The organism is Streptomyces sp. NPDC088812 (assembly GCF_044750285.1).
In the GTDB taxonomy this organism is placed as follows: Bacteria; Actinomycetota; Actinomycetes; order Streptomycetales; family Streptomycetaceae; genus Streptomyces.
The window spans coordinates 146660-162806 of the sequence record NZ_JBIVJP010000003.1; the positions used below are offsets into that span (position 1 = coordinate 146660).

General features: G+C 71.3%; 18 protein-coding genes and 1 pseudogene. 12 read left to right on the plus strand and 7 right to left on the minus strand.

Going from position 1 to position 16147, the window contains the following annotated elements:
- Positions 1-3 precede the first annotated feature (3 nt).
- Entirely contained in the window at positions 4-729 is a 726-nt protein-coding gene (locus tag ACIP67_RS06815) for a DUF1707 domain-containing protein (protein WP_401688437.1), read from the plus strand.
- Positions 730-826: 97 nt separating this feature from the next.
- Here ACIP67_RS06815 and ACIP67_RS06820 read toward each other — a convergent pair whose 3' ends face one another.
- Positions 827-2224 carry a GDSL-type esterase/lipase family protein gene (locus tag ACIP67_RS06820; RefSeq protein WP_401688440.1) on the minus strand — a complete coding sequence of 466 codons (1398 nt, stop codon included), beginning with the start codon at positions 2222-2224 and terminating at the stop codon, positions 827-829.
- Positions 2225-2648: 424 nt separating this feature from the next.
- On the opposite strand from ACIP67_RS06820, the gene ACIP67_RS06825 reads away from it, so the two are divergent.
- Positions 2649-3947 carry a DUF445 domain-containing protein gene (locus tag ACIP67_RS06825; RefSeq protein WP_401689258.1) on the plus strand — a complete coding sequence of 433 codons (1299 nt, stop codon included), beginning with the start codon at positions 2649-2651 and terminating at the stop codon, positions 3945-3947.
- A gap of 584 nt (positions 3948-4531) precedes the next feature.
- Entirely contained in the window at positions 4532-6112 is a 1581-nt protein-coding gene (locus ACIP67_RS06830; RefSeq protein ID WP_401688443.1) for an MFS transporter, read from the plus strand.
- Positions 6113-6268: 156 nt separating this feature from the next.
- Here the strand turns inward: ACIP67_RS06830 and ACIP67_RS06835 are convergent, their stop codons facing one another.
- On the minus strand, positions 6269-6718 hold the full coding sequence (locus ACIP67_RS06835; RefSeq protein ID WP_401688446.1) for a hypothetical protein: 450 nt from the start codon (positions 6716-6718) through the stop codon (positions 6269-6271).
- A 221-nt stretch (positions 6719-6939) separates the two neighbouring features.
- On the opposite strand from ACIP67_RS06835, the gene ACIP67_RS06840 reads away from it, so the two are divergent.
- Positions 6940-7740: a hypothetical protein gene (locus ACIP67_RS06840; protein ID WP_401688449.1), complete on the plus strand. Its 801-nt coding sequence runs from the start codon at positions 6940-6942 to the stop codon at positions 7738-7740.
- Between the two features lie 52 nt (positions 7741-7792).
- Here ACIP67_RS06840 and ACIP67_RS06845 read toward each other — a convergent pair whose 3' ends face one another.
- Positions 7793-8095, minus strand: a complete 303-nt coding sequence (locus ACIP67_RS06845) for a hypothetical protein (protein ID WP_401688451.1) — start codon at positions 8093-8095, stop codon at positions 7793-7795.
- A 201-nt stretch (positions 8096-8296) separates the two neighbouring features.
- Here ACIP67_RS06845 and ACIP67_RS06850 point away from each other — a divergent pair, with 201 nt between their 5' ends.
- The 4 genes from ACIP67_RS06850 (at position 8297) to ACIP67_RS06865 (ending at position 11090) form a co-directional block, all read left to right on the plus strand.
- The gene (locus ACIP67_RS06850; RefSeq protein WP_401689261.1) at positions 8297-8722 is read left to right on the plus strand and encodes an Hsp20/alpha crystallin family protein; all 426 of its coding nucleotides are present in this window, start codon (positions 8297-8299) and stop codon (positions 8720-8722) included.
- A gap of 169 nt (positions 8723-8891) precedes the next feature.
- Positions 8892-9392, plus strand: coding sequence for a DUF2267 domain-containing protein (locus ACIP67_RS06855; RefSeq protein ID WP_401688454.1), 501 nt, complete (start codon positions 8892-8894; stop codon positions 9390-9392).
- Positions 9393-9605: 213 nt separating this feature from the next.
- Positions 9606-9986 carry an antibiotic biosynthesis monooxygenase family protein gene (locus tag ACIP67_RS06860; RefSeq protein ID WP_401688457.1) on the plus strand — a complete coding sequence of 127 codons (381 nt, stop codon included), beginning with the start codon at positions 9606-9608 and terminating at the stop codon, positions 9984-9986.
- A gap of 246 nt (positions 9987-10232) precedes the next feature.
- Positions 10233-11090, plus strand: coding sequence for a hypothetical protein (locus ACIP67_RS06865; protein ID WP_401688460.1), 858 nt, complete (start codon positions 10233-10235; stop codon positions 11088-11090).
- Positions 11091-11296: 206 nt separating this feature from the next.
- Here ACIP67_RS06865 and ACIP67_RS06870 read toward each other — a convergent pair whose 3' ends face one another.
- Both ACIP67_RS06870 and ACIP67_RS06875 read right to left on the minus strand, forming a co-directional pair.
- Positions 11297-11683: a hypothetical protein gene (locus tag ACIP67_RS06870; RefSeq protein WP_401688462.1), complete on the minus strand. Its 387-nt coding sequence runs from the start codon at positions 11681-11683 to the stop codon at positions 11297-11299.
- A gap of 88 nt (positions 11684-11771) precedes the next feature.
- On the minus strand, positions 11772-12206 hold the full coding sequence (locus ACIP67_RS06875) for a hypothetical protein (protein ID WP_401688464.1): 435 nt from the start codon (positions 12204-12206) through the stop codon (positions 11772-11774).
- 243 nt (positions 12207-12449) lie between these two features.
- On the opposite strand from ACIP67_RS06875, the pseudogene ACIP67_RS06880 reads away from it, so the two are divergent.
- The 3 genes and pseudogenes from ACIP67_RS06880 (at position 12450) to ACIP67_RS06890 (ending at position 14091) form a co-directional block, all read left to right on the plus strand.
- A pseudogene (locus ACIP67_RS06880) lies at positions 12450-12708 on the plus strand (hypothetical protein).
- Positions 12683-13216: a DUF6879 family protein gene (locus ACIP67_RS06885; RefSeq protein WP_401688467.1), complete on the plus strand. Its 534-nt coding sequence runs from the start codon at positions 12683-12685 to the stop codon at positions 13214-13216. Before ACIP67_RS06880 ends, ACIP67_RS06885 begins: the two are co-directional and overlap by 26 nt.
- Before the next feature lie 23 nt (positions 13217-13239).
- Positions 13240-14091 (plus strand): helix-turn-helix domain-containing protein, encoded by an 852-nt coding sequence (locus tag ACIP67_RS06890; protein ID WP_401688469.1) that lies wholly within the window; start codon positions 13240-13242, stop codon positions 14089-14091.
- 77 nt (positions 14092-14168) lie between these two features.
- On the opposite strand, the gene ACIP67_RS06895 is transcribed toward ACIP67_RS06890, so the two are convergent.
- Positions 14169-14381 carry a DUF397 domain-containing protein gene (locus ACIP67_RS06895; protein ID WP_401688472.1) on the minus strand — a complete coding sequence of 71 codons (213 nt, stop codon included), beginning with the start codon at positions 14379-14381 and terminating at the stop codon, positions 14169-14171.
- A complete protein-coding gene (locus tag ACIP67_RS06900; RefSeq protein ID WP_401688475.1) occupies positions 14378-15226 on the minus strand; it encodes a helix-turn-helix domain-containing protein in 849 nt (282 codons plus the stop codon). The genes ACIP67_RS06895 and ACIP67_RS06900 overlap by 4 nt, the downstream gene beginning before the upstream one ends.
- 214 nt (positions 15227-15440) lie before the next feature.
- Between ACIP67_RS06900 and ACIP67_RS06905 the strand changes: the two genes are divergently transcribed.
- Positions 15441-16091 (plus strand): ATP-binding protein, encoded by a 651-nt coding sequence (locus ACIP67_RS06905; protein ID WP_401688478.1) that lies wholly within the window; start codon positions 15441-15443, stop codon positions 16089-16091.
- Positions 16092-16147 lie beyond the last annotated feature (56 nt).

Consider the following 16147-nt stretch of genomic DNA (forward strand, 5'->3'; position numbering starts at 1 on the left):
GTCATGACCGATGACGCGGTTCCGGACCTGCGTGCCTCCGACGCCGATCGTGAGCGGGTCGCCGAGGTGTTGCGGGACGCCCTCGCCGAGGGCCGGCTGGACATGGCGGAGTTCGAGGAGCGGCTGGACGCGACGTACCGGGCGCGGACGTACGGCGAGCTGGCGCCGATCACCCGGGATCTGCCGGCCCCCGGGGTCGCCCCGCCGTCGCCCGAGGTGCCGTTGGGCAAGGGGGTTCGGGCGGACGGTGGCTGGGCCGGGCGGATCGTGGGCGGTCAGGGGTCGTCGACGGCGGCTGTGGCCGTGATGTCGGGTTTCCAGCGCAGGGGGCGCTGGACGGTGCCCCGGCGTTTCACCGGCTTCGCGTTCTGGGGCGGCGGGGTGATCGATCTGCGGGAGGCGGACTTCGCCGCCGGGGAGGTCGTGATCAACTGCGTTGCGATCATGGGCGGGATGAGTGTCGTCGTGCCGCCGGGCGTGGACGTCGTGGTGCGGGGTCACGGTTTCATGGGCGGCTTCGACCAGGGGGTGACGGGCGCCGCGGGCGACCCGGGGGCGCCGCGCGTGGTGGTGACCGGGTTCGCGTTCTGGGGCGGGGTCGGCGTCGAACGCAAGCGGACGCGTCAGGAGCGGCGGCGGGAGCGGCCGGCGCGCGGGGAGGCAGGGCGGGAACTGCCCGGCGGGGCGGAGGGCGAGGGCGGGGAGGGCCGGCGGCACCGGGGGGACTGAACGGGGCGCCGGTCACGGCGTTTCTCGCGCCGGCGGCATCGGGGGAATGGAACGGCGGCCGCCGGTGCGGGCGGTCCCGCGGGCGGGCGGGCGCCGGTCACAGCCGTGCCGGTGCCGACCCCTCCAGTTGCTCCGGCTCGATGAGCTCCGCCATCCTGCGGTACCCCTTGTCGCTGGGGTGCAGGCTGTCGCCCGAGTCGTAGTCGGCGCGCAGGCGGCGCGGGTCGTACGGGTCGCGCAGGGCCGCGTCGACGTCGACGAGCTCGTCGAAGACCGTGCCCGAGCGGAGCGTGTCGTTGATCTCGCGCCGTACGCCCTCGCGGGCGTCGGTGGAGCCGCGGTGGCCGCGGAAGGGCAGGAGGGTGGTGCCGACGACCTTGACGCCGCGGGCGTGGGCGCGCTCGACGAGGGTGCGCAGGCCGTCGGCGACGGCGTCGGGGTCGGCGAGGGAGCGGTTGCGCAGGAGGTCGTTGACGCCGAGGTCGACGACGACGACCCGGACGTTCGGGCGGCCGAGGACGTCCCGTTCGAAGCGTTCGAGTCCGCTGGGGTTGTCCGCGGTGGGGAGGTCCCCGTCCGGGCGGGGCCGGGAGCGGGGGACGCCCTGTCCGTCGGCGAGGACCTGGTTGCCGCTGATGCCCGCGTTGACGACGCCGTAGCGGGGCGCGTCCTCGCCGGCGGTGACGGCGGCCCGCAGCCGGTCGGAGAGCACGTCGGGCCAGCGCCGGTTGGCGCCCGGCGTGGAGGTGATGCCGTCGGTGATGGAGTCGCCGAAGGCGACGACGGTGCCGTCGGCCTCGTTGCTGAGGACGTCCAGGGCGGTGAGGTAGCGCCAGGAGGTGCTCCGCCCGGTGTACGGGCCGCCCGTCACGTCCTCGGTGTGCTCGCCGTCGGCGGTGTAGCTGGTCTGCCGGGCGTGCCGGTGATGGGTGACCGGCCCGGCGGAGGCGGGGGTGTAGGTGCTGACCAGGACGTCGGTGTCGGCGGGGACGGCGAGCGTGACGGCGTCGCTGACGGTCTGCCCGCCGGCGGGGACGACGACCGTGGGCGCGCCGCCGAAGGTGAGCCGGCGCAGGGTGCCGGCGGTCGCGGCCGGGCCGTCGTCGTCGGCCGCGACGGCGAGGGTGGCGGCGGTGACGGTCAGCGGCCGGGTGCCGTACAGGTTGGACAGGGTGATGCGGGCGCCGGTCCCGCCGACGCTGGTGTGGACGACGTTGCGCACCGTGCGCCCCGCGGTGCCGTCCGTCCCGGTGAGCGGTTCGCCGCCGGCGGGGGCGGCGGCCCAGGTGCCGACCCAGACGCCGGTCGAGACGGGGGCGGCCCGGCCCGGGGCCGGGCGGGGTGCGGCGGTGGTGTCGTCGAGGGGGCCGTCCCCGGCGTCGACGCCGACGTATATGGCCGCCGAGAGGGCCGTGATCACGGCGGCGATCGCGGACAGTTCGGCGCGGTGTCTCGTGCGGGACATGGCCACGCCCCCGTCGTGGTGCCTGGTCATGCGGGTGTGGTTCTCCTCGTGCGAGGGAGCGGCGGGGCTCCGGATGTCGTGCAGGAGGTCACCGTCGAACTCCCCCGCCTGACAGACGTCGGGAACTCCTGTTCCGTTCCGGGAGTCGGTCAGGCAGGACAATGTGTGCGTCGCAGGACAATGTCTGTGCCGGGGGACGCGGGGGATCCGGAACGGGGGAGCGCGGATGGACCGACGGGTGGGCCGGCGGATGGACCGGTGGGTGGACCGGCGGGCGGGCCGGCGGATGCACCGGCGGATGGACCGGGCGGGGGCGCGGGATGGAGGGACGGAGGGGACGGGAGCGGAGAAAACGGGAAGGCGGGAGTGGGTGGCCGACAAGACGGTGGCCGACGAGACGGTGGCCGACAAGACGGTGGCCGACAGGAAAACGGCGGACGGGAAGGTGGCGGGGATGGCGGAGGGAAGGCCGGCGGCCGCGGTGCGCGCGATGACCGTCTTCAGCGCCGCCGACGAGGAGCGCCGGCGCGGCGTGCGGCGGATGAAGCTCACCGCGACCGGGCTGCTGCTGGTGGTGGCCGTGGTGTACGTCCTCGCCGAGTGGGCCTCCCACCGGGGCGCGGGCCCCTGGGCGGGCTATGTGGCGGCGGCCGCCGAGGCCGGCATGGTCGGCGCGCTGGCCGACTGGTTCGCCGTGACCGCCCTCTTCCGCCACCCGCTGGGCCTGCCCATCCCGCACACCGCGATCATCCCCACCAAGAAGGACCAGCTGGGCGTCTCCCTGGGCGAGTTCGTCGGGGAGAACTTCCTCTCCGAGGACGTCGTACGGCAGCGGCTGCGCGCGGTCGGCATCGGCTCCCGGCTCGGCGCCTGGCTGGCGGAACCGGAACACGCCGACCGGGTCACCGCGGAGCTGGCGACGGCCCTGCGGGGCGCGCTGACGGTGCTGCGCGACTCGGACGTCCAGGCGGTCGTCGGCGAGGCGATCACCCGGCGGGCCGACGCCCAGGAGATCGCACCCGGCATGGGCAAGATGCTGGAGAAGATCGTCGCGGACGGCGGTCACCGGCGCGCCGTCGACCTGGTGGTCTCCCGGGCGCACGACTGGCTGGTGCTGCACGCGGACTCCGTGATGGACGCGGTGCAGGGCGGTGCGCCCGGCTGGACGCCGAGGTTCGTCGACCGCAAGGTCGGTGAGCGCGTCTACAAGGAGCTGCTGCGGTTCTGCGCGGAGATGCGGGACATGCCGTCCCACCCGGCCCGGGGCGCCCTCGACCGCTTCCTCACCGACTTCGCCTCCGACCTCCAGTCCGACACCGAGACCCGGGCGCGGGTCGAGCGGCTCAAGGGGGAGGTGCTGGGCCGCGGCGAGGTCCAGGACCTCATCGCCTCCGTCTGGACCGCCGTACGGTCCATGATCGTCGCGGCGGCGGAGGACGAGCGCAGTGAGCTGCGCCTGCGGGTGCGGGCCGCCCTGCTCTCCCTGGGCACCCGCATGGCGACGGAACCCAGGGTCCAGGAGAAGGTCGACAGCTGGGTGGAGGGCGCGGCGGTCCACGTCGTGACGACGTACCGCACGGAGATCACCTCGCTCATCACCGACACCGTGGCCGGCTGGGACGCCGAGCACACGACCCGCAAGATCGAGGCCCACATCGGCCGTGACCTCCAGTTCATCCGGATCAACGGCACGGTGGTGGGCTCGCTGGCGGGCCTGCTGATCTATACGGTGGCGCGGGGGTTGGGGGCGTAGCGGGGGCGGCGCCTCACTTCTTCCGGTGCCGGGCTCACTTCTTCCGGTGCCGGGCTCACTCAGCCCGTCCGGCGTCACCGGATCGGCCGCTCCTTTCGGTGCCGATCAGGGCATTCCAGCTCGTCCGGGTGTCACCGGATCGGCGGCTCCTTTCGGTGCTGATCAGGGCATTCCGGCCCGTCCGGGTGTCACCGGATCGGCGGCTCCTTTTGGTGCTGATCAGGGCATTCCGGCCCGTCCGGGTGTCACCGGATCGGTCGCTCCTTTCGGTGCTGATCAGGGCATTCCGGCCCGTCCGGGTGTCACCGGATCGGTCGCTCCTTTCGGTGCTGATCAGGGCATTCCAGCCCGTCCGGGTGTCACCGGATCGGCCGCTCCTTTCGGTGCTGATCAGGGCATTCCAGCCCGTCCGGCGTTTGAGGACGAGGCCCTTTCGGGGCCGAAGCGGGGGCCTGGGGGCGGCAGCCCCCAGCAAGGCCCGCACCGGCGCGGGTGCACCACCCGGATGGCCCCCCTGGCCAACGGCGTGAACCCGCACCCCCCAGGGCACCCGATCTCCGTTCCGCTCACGGAGGAGGGAGCCCATGACCACCGCCCAGGCCAGAGGCAGTGAGCCCGCCGAGACCGGCGGCCGTACCATCACCACCGACATCCCCGCCCGCCTCGACCGTCTCCCCTGGTCACGCTGGCACTGGACGATCGTGATCGGTCTCGGCACCGTGTGGATCCTCGACGGACTCGAGGTCACCGTCGTCGGCAACATCGCCGGCCGGCTGTCGGAGCCCGGCAGCGGCCTGCCGATCACCTCCGGCCAGGTGACCGGCATCGCGGCCGCCCTGTACGTGGCCGGCGCGTGCATCGGCGCCCTCTTCTGGGGCCGGCTGACCGACCGCTGGGGCCGCAAGAAGCTCTTCATGATCACGCTCGCGGTGTACCTCGCGGCCACCGCCCTGACCGCGCTCTCCTTCGACACCTGGTGGTTCCTGCTCTTCCGCTTCCTCACCGGCTTCGGCATCGGCGGCGAGTACGCGGCGATCAACAGCGCCATCGACGAGCTGATCCCGGCGGACTACCGGGGCCGCGTCGACCTGATGATCAACGGCAGTTTCTGGCTGGGCGCGGTCGGCGGTTCGCTGCTGTCGATCGTGGCGCTGGACACGGACGTCTTCGCGGCGGACGTGGGCTGGCGGCTGACGTTCGCCCTCGGCGCCGTCCTCGCCCTGGTCATCCTCCTCGTACGGCGCCATGTGCCGGAGAGTCCGCGCTGGCTGCTGATCCACGGCCGCGACGACGAGGCGGAACGGATCGTCTCCTCCATCGAGCGGAAGATCGAGGCCGAGTCGGGCGGGCCGCTGCCGCGGGCCGAGGGCGAGATCACCATCCACCAGCGCCGCGGCGTCTCCTTCGCCGAGATCGGCCGTACGGTCTTCTCCGACTACCGCCGCCGCGCCGTCCTCGGATTCTCCCTCTTCATCGGGCAGGCGTTCCTCTACAACGCCATCACCTTCGGCTTCGGCGCGATCCTGACCACGTTCTTCGACGTGCCCTCCGGCCACACCGGCTACTACTTCGCCGTCATCGCCCTCGGCAACTTCTTCGGCCCGCTGCTGCTGGGCAAGCTGTTCGACACGGTCGGCCGCCGGGTGATGATCTCGTCGACGTACCTGCTGTCCGGTCTGCTGCTGTTCGGCACGGCCTGGCTGTTCGACCGCGGCTCGCTGAGCGCGTCCACGCTGACGGCCTGCTGGTGCGTGGTGCTGTTCTTCGCGTCGGCGGGCGCGTCCAGCGCCTACCTGACGGTCTCCGAGATCTTCCCGATGGAGACCCGCGCGATGTCCATCGCCTTCTTCTACGCCCTGGGCACCGCCGCCGGCGGCATCAGCGGCCCCCTGATCTTCGCCGACCTCACCGGCACGGGCGAGGTCGGCGACACGGTGCTCGCCTTCCAGATCGGCGCCGGGCTGATGTGCGCGGCCGGCCTGGTCGCCGCCTTCCTCGCGGTACGGGCCGAGCGGCGCTCCCTGGAGGACATCGCCACGCCGCTGACGGCGGCGGCGACGCAGGCGCGTGAGCGGGTGGCGCCCGGCGGGGCCGGGCGGCCGGGCGGGCCGAAGGGACCGCGGCCCCCGCAGCCCCCGCAGGGGCCGACCACGGCGACGGCGTGACGGCGGTCCACCGCCGACGAACGGGGGCCCACCCGGTGTGGGCCCCCGTTCGTTCGTCGGCGACGGACAGCCGGCGTGCATCAGCCGGCGTGCATCAGCCGGCGTGGATCCCTCCCCGCGCCGTCCGACGGCCTGTCCGCCCGCCCGCCCGCCCGCCTACGCTCCCGTCGTCGACCCCGGCCGCACGATCATCAGGACCGTCACCGTCGCCCACAGCAGGTTGAACACACCGGTGACCATGGCGAGCCGGACGGTCGCCTCCCGGCTTCCGGCGCCCTCGACGAGGGGCTCCTGCCCGGGCAGCACGAGCACGACCAGGACGATCGCGGCCAGCAGGGTCAGCGCGATCGACGCGATCAGCCAGGCGTCGCCCATCACGCCCATCGCGGCCGCCGTGAACAACCCGAAGACGGGCACCGCGATGCCGACACCGGCGTACACCCGGCAGATGCGGTGCAGCAGCCGTACGGTCTCGGTCGCCCGGCTGTCGTCGGGGGAGGCCAGGGCGCGGCGGGCGGCGGGCGGGAACATGCTGGCCGCGACGGTGACGGGCCCGACGGCGACGATCGCGGCGAGGACGTGGACGGCGAGGAGGAACTTGGTCACGGAGCGACGGTAGGCGGACGCCGGACCGACCGGAAGCGGCGGGAGTACCACGGTCCGACGGATTCCCGCCACCGGCGTCGGAACGCCCAGGTCAGAGCGCCGACGTGAGGACACCGGCGTGGGAAACACCATCGGCGGCGAAATGAAGATCGTATAAGGTGTGCGGCCGTGGCACGTGCGAACACGTGGACCACCGTCACGTACTCGGGGGAGACGCACACGTGAACACCACCGGCCGGACCACGTCCGCGCCCCGCCGCCCGATACCCAACCCGCACACCCTCGCCACGCGCCTCACCGCGCCGTCCCGCCCCGACCGCATCGACGACCCGGTCGTCCGGGCGCTCCAGACGGCCCGTACGGTCCTGGGGCTGGTGGCCACGGTGTGGCTGGTCCTGGCGTACCCCATCACGGAGGGGCGCGAGGAGTTCGTCCTGGGCAAGCTGGAGGACCTGCTCCTCGCCTGCGCGATCATGTTCACGACCGCGTTCCTCGCCGTGACGGCCTTCCTCTGCGCGGCCCGCTCCCCGCTGTCCGGCGTGTACGCGCGGCGCCTGACCGGCCCGCTGCTCACCGTCGGCGCGATCCTGCTGGGCTTCGCGGGGTGCTGGTTCCTGCTGGCGTGCCTGAAGGGGGACGTCGTCTCGACGGCCGACATCGGCTACCACGGCATCCTCGTCGGCCTGCTGGTGATGCTGCTGTTCCTCGTCGGCGGCCTGCTCTGCCTCGTCGGACTCCTCCTCGGCATCCCCCTCACGCTGCTGCTCATCGTCTACGGCGTCAACTCCGGCTTCCGCGTGGGCGACGTCCACGAACTGCTGCCGCCGCTGCTCTCCCCGCTCCTGGTCTGGTCCCTGTTCGCCCTGGGCCTGTTCGACGGCCCGGGGGTCGCCGCCCCGCCGCTCGTCCTCTACACCTTCCTGCTGGGCGGCCCCCTGTCGGTGACGGCCCTGTCGGTGTGGGAGATACGGCGGCTGCGGCGGCGGCACGGCGTGACGCTGCGGTCGGCGCTGGGCCGATGAGCCGCGCGGCTGACAGGGCCTCACCCCGCAACCGGCGGAACCGGCCCGTTCCTCAGCCCCGCCGGTCGGCCACCGCCCACGAGGCCAGCGCGACGGCCCCCGCGACCCCGAACACCGACGGCCAGGCGCCCACCTTCCTGGCCAGCGGATGCGACCCGGCGAACGCGGCGACGTACGCCGCCGTCAGCACCCCGGCGGCCGTCCCGCCGGCCCGCTGCCGCCACTCCCGCGCCGCCGTGGCCCCGGCGGCGGCCAGGACGACACCGCCGAGCTGCCGTTTCCCGCTCCACCGGGCCACGCCGTACCCGCCGACGAGCCCACCGGCGGCGATCACCGCACTGGGAACCTTCCTCATCACTGCCTCCTCCGGGTCGTCCACGAGGCTAGCGCCGGACAGCGTCCTACCAGCTGCCCCCCCGGCCTGAACGGGGACGCAAGGACTCACCACGACGCCGCGCCACTTACCTGAGTCGAGGGTTGTCAACTTTCCTCGCAGGCGCTATACAAGAAGGCGTAGGGCATCGCACCGAGAACCCGATGAGAGGAGTGGACCGTGATGCTCATGCGTACCGACCCGTTCCGCGACTTCGACCGACTCGCGCAGCAGGTCTTCGGCACCGCGAACCGTCCCGCCGCGATGACGATGGACGCCTACCGGTCCGGGGACGACTTCCTCGTCCACTTCGACCTCCCCGGCATCGACCCGGAGACGATCGAGCTGGACGTGGAACGCAACGTCCTCAACGTCCGCGCCGAGCGCCGTTCCCCCGCCCCCGAGGGCGCGGAGGTCCTGGTCGCCGAGCGTCCCACGGGTACCTTCACCCGCCAGCTCTTCCTCGGCGACACCCTGGACACGGACCGCATCGACGCCTCGTACGAGGCGGGTGTCCTCACCCTGCGCATCCCCGTGGCCGAACAGGCCAAGCCGCGCCGCATCCAGATCACGGGCGGCGACAGCGGCCCCAAGCAGCTGAGCGGCTGACCGGCCGCCGCCCCTCTCCACGCGTCCCACGGCCCAGGGCACCCGGTCTGTCCGGCATCCGGTCTGTCCGGTACCCGGTCTCCCGGCCCCGCGCCTCCCGGGCACCTCCCCTCCCGGGCCCGTGGGACGCGGACCGCTCACCTGCCACCCCGAGGAGGACCCCCGCAGCATGACCGCGACGACGACCACCCCTCCCACAGCGAGGACGGTGATCCCCGGCCCGCGGACGCGGCGCGCGCCCGGCACCGAGGACCGTTGGAGCGACCTGATCGCGTCGGTACGGACGGCGGGCCGGTACCCGACCACCGCCGAGGCCGAGCACATCACCCGCACCGTCCTGTCCGCCCTCGCCGCCCACGTCACCGGCGACGAGCGCGCGGCCCTGGCCGGAGCCCTCCCCCGGGAGGCGTCCGAGGAGATCACCGCCCGCGTCCCGGCGCCCCGCCCGCGCCCGGCGACGGAGTTCGTCGACACCATCGCCGCCCGTATCGAGGGCGCCACGGCGGCCACGGCCCGCTGGCACGCCGGCTCGGTCCTGGGCGTCCTGCCCGGCCTGCTCGGCGACGACCTCACCGACCGCCTCCTGACCCACCTCCCACCCGGCTACGCCCTCCTGTTCGGCAGGGCGGAACTGGCCCCCCGCGGACACCCGTCCACCGCCCGGCCGTAAGGACCGACGCCCCGGGGCGGCCGACGGTCGAAGGCGGGCGTCGGACAACGGGAACGGATGAAGGGCCGGTGCCCTCTCGACCGAGCGGGCACCTGCCCTTCATCCGTTCAGGGCCGGAGCGCTCGGACGGCTTCCGCCAGGAGCCCGAGCGTCACGTATCCCGTTCAGGGAAGGCGCTGGATCGTCGGGCGCATCCCGCCTTACGGTGGTGCCATGAGCGATCACCCGCAAGCGCCTGTCGCGCCCGTCGAGGCCTATGAACCCCCCTACTACGTGGCTGTCTTCACCACGGTGCGCACCCAGGACCAGCGCGGCTACAGCGACACCAACGCACGCATGGAAGAGCTGGTGAAGGACGTCCCTGGCTTCTTGGGGATGGACCACGCGCAGACTCCTGGTGGGCTGGGCATCACCGTCGGGTACTTCCGCGACGCCGACGCCCTCACGGAGTGGCGGTCCAACGCCGAGCACCGCGCGGCGCAGAAGCGTGGGCGGGACGAGTGGTACGAGAGGTACACGCTGCATGTGGCGAAAGTGGAGCGGAGCCACGGCTTCGTGCGGGCGCAGGCCCCGCAGAGCTTGACAGCAGGCTGACCGACCGAAGCCACCTCCTGGTCCGCCAGGCACCGTCTCGCGAAGCTGCCCGGGTGGCAGAACGAGGACGCGACCGCGGGTCTTTCCATCCGGATCACTCGGTTTGATCACTGTCGGGCGGTCCGCCAGCCGGCCACGGACGGCTTCTGTACCGACCGGACACGGGTGAACTGCCCGACCCCCGCCGTCCGCGGGGAGAGCGGCACGCCCACTCCAACAGGCCGCCCCGCTGTTACGGTCGCCTTCATGACGCTCTCGGTCACCCCAGGTCGCGCTGTTGATCTCCGGATTGATCCGGTTGACGAAATCCTTGCTCGTGTCGAGCGGTCCTTTCAGGTGTGTTTCGCTCCGGACACGGTGGTGCGCAAGCGCCGCTCGGTGGGAGCCCGGACAGACCGCGACACGTGGGTCCGGGTGGAACGTCGGTCGCTGGACAAGATCAGCGACCAGGGTCGGAACGGCACCGAGTGCGCCGAGCGTCTGGAGAACATCGCTCGGCCGGCATGGCGGGGATGTGTGGTGTGGGGGGACTCTGACGAATGCGTGATGTGGCGGGCTGACGAGACCGAACTCCTGCCTGCAGACCCCGTCGGCACCGCCGTACTGAGCGATGACCCGAAGCTGCCCGATGCGTGGTGGCAGGTGTTCAACGCCTCACTTGACGCACTCGCCGCGCAGGACACCAGGCGCCTGGCCACACCGGACACCGTTTCGATCACGCAGGCTCTCGTAACCGAGACCGTCCGCGCCGCGTTCCTGGGCGACTTCGACACGACCGTCGGACAGTGGACGCCGGCCCATGCGGATCTGAACTGGGCCAACATGACCGCGCCGACGTTCTGTCTCTTCGACTGGGAGGACTGGGGGAACGCGCCGCGAGGACTGGACTCCGCGACCCTGTGGGGAAGCTCGCTCGCAGTCCCGGCTCTGGCCGATCGCGTACGACAGGAGCGGCGTCGCGACTTCGAAAGCCGGGACGGCAAACTGATGACACTGTTCACCTGCTCGAAGATCGTCGGTCCGGGCGCGCACCCTCAGGACCCCCGGCTGGGCCCTGCGCGGCGCATGGCGGAGCGAATCGTCGCCGAACTTCAGGCGGGATGACCTCTCAACCGAACTCGGAGGAGGCTTCGGTACTCGCCGATCGCCCGCTCGTCGACCGTGTGCTGACCCAGCGAAGCGTGGTGGACCTGGATGCGGCGGTGGCCGAGTACTGGACCGGGATTCGCTGTGAACAGCAAGGCGGAGACTCCGGTGTCCCTGTGGACGAGCCGGAACTCCCGGCCGTGCCGGGCCGCTCGACGCCCACACTAGTTCCGCCTGGTGATCGAGGCCGCCAGGGACACCCGACCGGTCATCAGAACCGCGTGGTTGGCGAAGAGCGCGTCCAGCACGACCCGCCGCCGGATGTACGCGGTCCACACCGCGTTCGGAAGGTCCTCGTAGGCCTTGACCATACGGGCGCGGCTCGCCTGGGTGAGGATCCAGCGGGCCTGGTCACCTTGGTGAGCGCGGCCGCCGAGTTCACGTGCGAGCAGCCACAGTTCGTCGTCGTCGCGCTGTACGTCGACGACGGCGACGACCCCGATGTCGCCGAGGCCGCGAGCGTCGCTGGAGTGAGTGGTGTAAGCGACGGTGAGTCCTTCGAGGGGGAAGACCGTCACCCGGCTGGTGGCGGTCAGCTCGGTCAGGGACACGCGGCGAGTCCGTTTCTTGCGTGCCGGGACGGGGCGGACCGGCCGCGATGAGGGCCGGCCGATCCACCCCGCAGGGGAAAGGGGACGGTCAGCAGCAGGGACCGTCACCGCAGCAGGCGGGCGGGTTGCACTCGGCCGCCGTGCCCCACAGCCGCTCGTCGACCTCGAACCCGGCGGCCCGCAGCCTGCCGACCACGTCGGCCATCAGCCCACGTGTACGCACCTTCGAGTTCGGCTGGTGGTGCAGGAAGTACCCGAAGTTCCGCTCGCACCAGTCGGCGTACCAGCCCGTGTGCAGGATGAGCGTGTGCCACCCGGGATCGACCAGCTGCGACGGCGCCATCCGCGCGCCCTCACCGCTCGTCCCCATCACGAAGACCAGGGCGAGCGCCTGGTCGACGACCTGCTCGGCGACACGGCGTTCCAGCCCGTACTCGTCGGCGCAGAACGCGGCGAGCGTGTCGAACTCGGCTCCGGTGACGAGGGACCGGCCGGTGCGGGTCTCGGTGGCGGCGGTGGTCACCTTTGCCTCCCGTGTGCTTGTTCCGTCCAGGACATGGCTGCGGCGTCGATGTGGGCTCGAGCCCGTTACGGCCGGCCGCTGATCACGAAGCTAAGTGCCTGGCATGGTGCGGTACCAGTAATGTGCACGGATGTGCATCCAGCTCGAATCACTTGCCCAGCGCCTGTGCGCTCTTGACGCAGCGCCGTATCGGAGAGAACTCTGAATGCACATCAGCGCACCGCTGCAAGACGGGAGACAGTCATGCGCTTACGGTTCATCGGGGTCGACCCGGACACGGGGGAAGAACGGGTCACCCACAGCCTGGGTCGATCCGGAGACGGCGGACATCGTGATCCAGAGCTACGTCGCAGACGAAGAGACGCGAGCCCGGTGCGTGGAGAACCCGGCACCCGGGCATGTGAAGGGCATCCCTGATCACGAGACGGTCGTGCGCATCCCCGCCCGCCTCGTGCCGGTTCTGAGGGAGGCTTGCGATGCCGCAGAACGTGCCCAGCTTTGACGAGCTGATGGAGGCTGCGCAACGCTCCGCCGTGCACCTCGAAATGCGCGACCAGTACGCGGTCGGTGATGAGACCGACGACTACGACATCTGGGTGCGGACCGGCCGACGGGACGCGGACCCCACCTCGGAGTACTGGGCGCCCTGGGTCGACATGATCTCGCGGGCGGTCGCCCGGGGGGTCGTCGTCCGACGGGCTCGCATCGTGTCCGAGCCGGTCACCGACTACATCCGCTACGAGCACGCCGGAACCGGCGTCAACGTGCAGGCGGGCGAACAGGTCCGCTGGTTGTCCCGCCGACGAGCAGCCGACCTGATGGTGCCGGGCACGGACCTGTGGATCTTCGACGAAGCGCAGGTCCTCTTCAACCACTTCTCAGGTTCCGGCGACTGGGGCGACCCACCCATGGAACTGTGCACCGAGCCGACCATCGTCAAGCAGTGCTCGGACGCCTTCGAGGCAGTCTGGGAGCGTGGTGTTCCGCACGATGCCTACGAGACCCACTGACAGAAAGCGCCACTGACCGGCTCATGCCCATATCCCCGTCCTCCTCGGCCCAGGCGGCGCGCGAGAACGTAGCGCGGCGCCTGCGCGACCTGCGCAGAAACGCCGGCCTCACGGTCACCGAGCTGGCCTTGCAATGCCGTTGGCACCATGCCAAGACGTCTCGTGTCGAGAACGCCAAGACACCGCCATCGCCTGCGGACATTCGCGCATGGTGTCGCGTGACCGGCGCGGACGACCAGGCTGACGACTTGATCGCGGCTTCCCAGCACGCGGAGTCCCTGTACCGGGAGTGGCGTCAACGTGTGCGTGCGGGCCTGCGGAAGCTCCAGGACAGCTACGTGGAGTTGTACCGGTCGACGGACCTGCTGCGCGTGTACTCCCCTGTTCTGGTCCCGGGGCTGTTGCAGACCGAGGGATACGCGCGGGCGTTGCTGAGCACCAACGCCCGCCTCCTCGGCGTCCCGGACGACTCGGCGGAAGCCGCCACGGCACGCCTCCAGCGCTCGCAGATCATCCACGAGCCGGGCCATCGCTTCGTGATGGTCATCGAGGAAGCAGTGCTCCACTACCAGCTCGGTGACGCGGACGCGATGGCCGCACAACTCGGCTTTCTCCTCACGGCCGGAGCGCTCCCGGCCGTGTCGTTCGGCATCATCCCGGCGTCGACGCGAGAGCGGACGCTGTGGCCGCAGGAAACATTCGACGTGCACGACGACACGCTCGTCTCCGTCGAGCTGATCTCCGCCGAGGTCAACATCACGCAGCCTTCGGATATCGCCCTGTACGTCAAGGCATTCGAGCAACTGCGGAGCATGGCGGTCTACGGAGCCGAGGCCCGGGCGCTGATCCTCCGGGCGATCGAGGCTCTGGGCTGAACGGCGGGCAGGCGAGTACCTCTCCCTGCACCCACGACCGCCTACGTCGACTCCCGGACCGAGCTTCGGCCGGCGGGTCAGCCTTCGGTGTCCTGCCTCACGGCATCCACGAAGGTGAGCCAAGCGGCGCTCCCGATGGATATCACCGGCCCCCCCGAGTCCTTCGAGTCACGGACCAGGGCGCCGATGTCGGTCACGGCACACTCCACACACTCCCCGCCCGCGCCGTTGCTGTGCGACGACCTGACCCACTGCGGACGTGCGTCACCGCTGGGCTTCACCATGCTCATTCCGCGTATTCCTTCAGAACCGATTCGATCAGATGGGTCGAGCGCCGAGGACTCAGAGCCGCGGCCCGCAGACCGTCGAACGCCCGGGTGTACTCCCGTACATGATGCTCGCCCTCCAGGTAGACGGCATCGGTGATGCCGTCCCGATAGACGAGGTCGGGATCCTCCGGGGCGGGAAAGCCCAGCATGGTGAAGGAGCCCGTGACCGGGTACGAGCCCGAGTCGAAGGACAGCACCTGCAACGTCACGGACGGCAACCGGGCGGTGTCCAGGATGCGTTCCAACTGCTCCCGCATCAGCGTGCGGTCTCCGATGACGTTGCGCAGGGCGCCTTCGTGCACGATGAACCAGGAGTCCGGGGCGTCGGGGCGGCTCAGCATGGCTTGCCGCTCCATGCGGACGCGCACGGCCCTCTCGACGTCCGCCGACGACATGTGCCCGCACGTCGTGTGGAGCTCGGAGGCGTACCCGAGCGTCTGCATGAGGCCGGGCACCACCTCGCACTGGTACTGGCGGAAGGTGGACGCGTCCTGTTCCAGTCCGATGTAGATGTTGAACCACTCGGGCACGCCGGAGCCGTGGACCTGCCACCAGCCCCGCACCTTGGCCTGCCGGGCCAGTGACTTGAGGAACTCCCGCATGTCGTCGCTGGTGCCGTAGAACCGGCACAGCGCGTCGATGTCGGACGGTTGGACCCGGCCGCTCCCCGTCTCCATCCGGTTGACCTTGGAGCCACTCCAGTCCAGGGCCTGGCCGACCTGGGCGCAGGTGAGCGTGCTCCGCTCGCGGAGCTTCTTCAGCTCGATGGAGAGGCGGCGACGGCGTGCCGTGGGTGACCCGGCCATATCAACCCCGATTCGAGTAGCGGGCGTTCAGTCTTGCGCCAAGGGGTGCGCCTGCCAATCACTCGGAAGTGGGAATCCCGCCGTGCACATTGCACGAAGGGATCCGCAGCCATCACTCTGAAGGCGGTGCAACTCATCGTGACGCCTCGTGACTGTTCGTGCTCAAGGGGTGTCGCCGCGACGAGAGGGGTTTTCGGTGAGTCAGGACGCGTGCATGCCGCGCAGGCCGTGGAGTCGTGCCTTCACGGCGGAACCGACGGAGGTGGCCGGCCTGCGCCGGGCCCTGCGAACGCAACTCGCCGTCTGGGGACTGCACGGCATCGCCGACGACGCCCAGCTCTGCCTCAGCGAGTTGGTGTCCAACGTCATCACCCACGTGGGCCCCGGCACCCCGGCCACCCTCGCGGTCTCGATGAACGGCGTGCACCTGCGCATCGAGGTCCGCGACCCCGACACCCGCGCCCTGCCCACCCTGCACGACGCGGACGCCGACGCGGAGGGTGGCCGGGGCATGGCACTCGTCGACGCGGTCGCCGAACGGTGGGGCGTCGAGCTGTGTGTCGATCGGAAGGTCACGTGGTGCGAGTTGGCGACGGGCCTCACGTCGCCGAACGGTCATGTGGACACGCCCGGTGTGCGGAGGGTCGAGGGCTTGTTGACTTCCTTCGCGGGTGTGCGGCCCGGACGGGAGGCCCGGGGACGGGCCGTGGCCGAGGAAGCGGTGATCACGGTCATCACGGACGTCCTGCACTGGCTTCGTGCGCATGGCCATGACGTCGACGAGACCTTGGCCCGGGTGCGGAACGACTACGACGCCACCCTGTACGGCTGTGCCGTACAGGGTGGCGAGAGGGTGAGGACCTGACGGACGGGATCGACGCCCGCACCCTGGCCCCGAGACTGTGTGCCCACCACCGACCT

Excerpts from the sequence above, each read along its gene's own strand:
- ACIP67_RS06895 (WP_401688472.1), bottom strand. The coding sequence starts at position 14,381 with ATGAGCATGGTGAAGCCCAGCGGTGACGCACGTCCGCAGTGGGTCAGG.
- ACIP67_RS06890 (WP_401688469.1), top strand. The coding sequence starts at position 13,240 with ATGCCCATATCCCCGTCCTCCTCGGCCCAGGCGGCGCGCGAGAACGTA.
- ACIP67_RS06830 (WP_401688443.1), top strand. The coding sequence starts at position 4,532 with ATGACCACCGCCCAGGCCAGAGGCAGTGAGCCCGCCGAGACCGGCGGC.
- ACIP67_RS06885 (WP_401688467.1), top strand. The coding sequence starts at position 12,683 with ATGCCGCAGAACGTGCCCAGCTTTGACGAGCTGATGGAGGCTGCGCAA.
- ACIP67_RS06825 (WP_401689258.1), top strand. The coding sequence starts at position 2,649 with ATGGCGGAGGGAAGGCCGGCGGCCGCGGTGCGCGCGATGACCGTCTTC.
- ACIP67_RS06855 (WP_401688454.1), top strand. The coding sequence starts at position 8,892 with ATGACCGCGACGACGACCACCCCTCCCACAGCGAGGACGGTGATCCCC.
- ACIP67_RS06850 (WP_401689261.1), top strand. The coding sequence starts at position 8,297 with ATGCTCATGCGTACCGACCCGTTCCGCGACTTCGACCGACTCGCGCAG.
- ACIP67_RS06905 (WP_401688478.1), top strand. The coding sequence starts at position 15,441 with ATGCCGCGCAGGCCGTGGAGTCGTGCCTTCACGGCGGAACCGACGGAG.
- ACIP67_RS06860 (WP_401688457.1), top strand. The coding sequence starts at position 9,606 with ATGAGCGATCACCCGCAAGCGCCTGTCGCGCCCGTCGAGGCCTATGAA.
- ACIP67_RS06820 (WP_401688440.1), bottom strand. The coding sequence starts at position 2,224 with ATGACCAGGCACCACGACGGGGGCGTGGCCATGTCCCGCACGAGACAC.
- ACIP67_RS06865 (WP_401688460.1), top strand. The coding sequence starts at position 10,233 with ATGACGCTCTCGGTCACCCCAGGTCGCGCTGTTGATCTCCGGATTGAT.
- ACIP67_RS06900 (WP_401688475.1), bottom strand. The coding sequence starts at position 15,226 with ATGGCCGGGTCACCCACGGCACGCCGTCGCCGCCTCTCCATCGAGCTG.
- ACIP67_RS06845 (WP_401688451.1), bottom strand. The coding sequence starts at position 8,095 with ATGAGGAAGGTTCCCAGTGCGGTGATCGCCGCCGGTGGGCTCGTCGGC.
- ACIP67_RS06815 (WP_401688437.1), top strand. The coding sequence starts at position 4 with ATGACCGATGACGCGGTTCCGGACCTGCGTGCCTCCGACGCCGATCGT.